The organism is Candidatus Zixiibacteriota bacterium (genome assembly GCA_026397505.1).
GTDB lineage: Bacteria > Zixibacteria > MSB-5A5 > GN15 > PGXB01 > JAPLUR01.
In genome coordinates, this window is sequence record JAPLUR010000031.1 from 1 (window position 1) to 2,675 (window position 2,675).

The following is a 2,675-nucleotide window of genomic DNA, read 5'->3' on the forward strand; positions in this document are numbered from 1 at the left end:
AGCCCGCAGGAAGCGGGCTTTAAAAAAACTGATGATATTATATTAATTCAGGTAGGCCCTTAGCGAGCGGCTTCGCGAGGCATGGCGCAGCCGCCGAATCGCTTTCTCCTTAATCTGCCGGACCCGTTCGCGGGTCAGAGAGAAGCGGGCGCCGATCTCTTCCAGTGTCAAAGCCTTCTCATGGTTCAGGCCAAAATAAAGACTGATGACCTCGGCCTCGCGAGGAGTCAGCGTATCCAGCGCTTTTTCGATCTCCAATTTCAACGAGTGGTCGAGCAGTTCCTCATCCGGCGCCGGCTGAAACTCATCTTCGAGAATATCGATAAGCGAATTATCCTCGGAGACCGAGAAAGGAGCATCGAGCGACAGATGCGAGTTAGATATCTTCAGCGTGTCGGAGACCTCCATCTCCGAAAGGTCCAATACCCGGGCGATTTCATCGGGAGATGGTACCCGCCCGAGACCCTGTTCCAGAGAACTGGAGATCTTGCCGATTTTATGCAGGGTTCCGACCCGATTCAGAGGGAGTCGGACGATACGGCTCTGTTCGGCCAGGGCCTGCAGAATCGCCTGGCGAATCCACCAGACGGCATAGCTGATAAACTTGAAGCCCCGGGTTTCATCAAATCGTTTGGCCGCCTTGATGAGGCCGATATTCCCCTCATTAATGAGATCGGCGAGTGATAAGCCCTGATTCTGATACCCTTTGGCGACCGAGACGACGAATCGCAGATTGGCCTTTGTTAATGCTTCGAGAGCCATTTTAGACCCGAGCTTTATTTGTTTTGCCAGTCGGACTTCCTCGTCGGCGCAGATTAGGGGGGTCTCCCCGATTTCGCGGAGGTACAGGTCAAGCGACCTGTCTTCGTCGCGGTACTTTAAAGACTGTTTAGCCACGATGAATTTAAACTCCTCTTTATCAACCAACATTAGAGAGCTTATCCCGTAGAGCTCTCTTAAATTAAGGCCGGACGGCCTTATATTCTATAGATCCTCCCGGTTCGACCAGAAGGAACGGTATAGCAGTATTACGGCTTTTCATGCCGCCTGCGATAGCTTCCAATTCAACAATATTCTTAACTTCCTTATTGTCCACCTGGGTGATAATGGAACCCGGCTGGATACCGGCCCGGTCGGCCTGTGAGCCGCGCGCCACCCGGACAACATAAATTCCCGGGAAAAACTCCAGATTGATCTCGCGGGCGATATTATCATTGAACGCCATCAATTCCATGCCCATCCATCTGACCTGTTGGGGAGCGGTATTGAATTGCGAGGAATGCGCCAATTGGTATTGCTCGCGGTCGACAATAGTGGCGTTCACATTCATTTTATCCCCTTTTCGCAGCAGAGTAATCTGCGCTTCTTTATCTCTTGGTGCGGTAGCAATCATAACTGACAGCTGTCCGGCATCGGAAATATCCTGGCCGTTGAAAGAAAGGAGAACGTCGCCCTTCTTGAGGCCGGCCATGTCGGCAGGAGCGCCTTTGAAGACCGAATCGACAAAAACGCCTTTGACCGCACTAAGGCCCAGTTGTTTGGCCATATTCTGGTTCAAATCGCCGAGATATATGCCCAGCCATCCCCGAGAGACTTTGCCGCTGGCAATAAGGTCGGGGACAACGGCACGGGCCAAATTGATCGGAACGGCAAACCCGATACCGACCGAACCGCCGGAGGGGCTCGAGATAGCGGCGTTGACGCCGATCGCCTCTCCTCTAAGATTCAAAAGCGGCCCACCGGAATTGCCGGGATTTATCGAGGCATCGGTCTGAATATAGTTCTGGTAACGAGGAGTGTTCTCGCCGAACTGGAGATTGCTTCGCCCCTTGGCGGAAATAACGCCGACAGTAACGGTTCTATCCAGCCCCTGCTGGGGGAACGGATTGCCGATAGCAATCGCCCAGTCCCCGACTCTGATTTCATCGGAGTTACCAAAGGGGACAAAATCGATGGTCCCTTCCGGCTTGACCTTTATGACAGCCAGGTCGGTCTGCGGATCGGTGCCGATCACCTGCGCATCATACTGATATCCGGATGAGGTCCGGACAGTGACTTTCTTGGAATCCCCGACGACATGACTGTTGGTCAGGATATACCCATCGGCGCGAAAGAAAAACCCGGAGCCAAAAGAGACCGCCTGCTCGGGCTGAGGAAAAAGATGGTAGAAGATGTCATCGCGGTAAGGGACTTCCAAAGTCTGCTCCGCGGCGATGTTGACAACGGCATCGCTGACTTTTTCGACAACCGGCACGAAGGGCGAACTATATTCGCCGTTGCCGGAGCTGACCACCGGATAAGCCTCTTGAGAAATAGTGGCAATCGACTTCTTGGTGAAATCGAGATTTGAGGCAATTAAAATCCCCAGGACGGTAAAAATAGCCGCAATTAACCCCAGAGATAAATAATGCCGACCTGCCCCGGTAGGGGAAACAAACCTCCCTTTCAACTTTCTACCTCCAAACAATATAGCTTAACATTATACGACCCCGGTTTAACTTTGTCAAGAGAATTATTTAACAATATAATTTGTTGTGGTAATATCTTTATAAGTGTGTAAAAACGACAAGAGGTGTATCCTTAAGATTTACAAGCTGATTCAAAAGGAGACACCTAATGTCGTATAACGAGTTAGATTTTAGCAGGAGAAACATAGTCTTTGCGCTTTCGGAAGT

Annotated in this window: 2 protein-coding genes; both read right to left on the minus strand. The window is 51.2% G+C overall.

Going from position 1 to position 2,675, the window contains the following annotated elements; translation table 11 throughout:
* Positions 1–42: 42 nt before the first annotated feature.
* A complete protein-coding gene (locus tag NT002_01390; GenBank protein ID MCX6827926.1) occupies positions 43–930 on the minus strand; it encodes a sigma-70 family RNA polymerase sigma factor in 888 nt (295 codons plus the stop codon).
* 31 nt (positions 931–961) lie between these two features.
* Positions 962–2,449, minus strand: a complete 1,488-nt coding sequence (locus tag NT002_01395; protein ID MCX6827927.1) for a Do family serine endopeptidase — start codon at positions 2,447–2,449, stop codon at positions 962–964.
* Positions 2,450–2,675 lie beyond the last annotated feature (226 nt).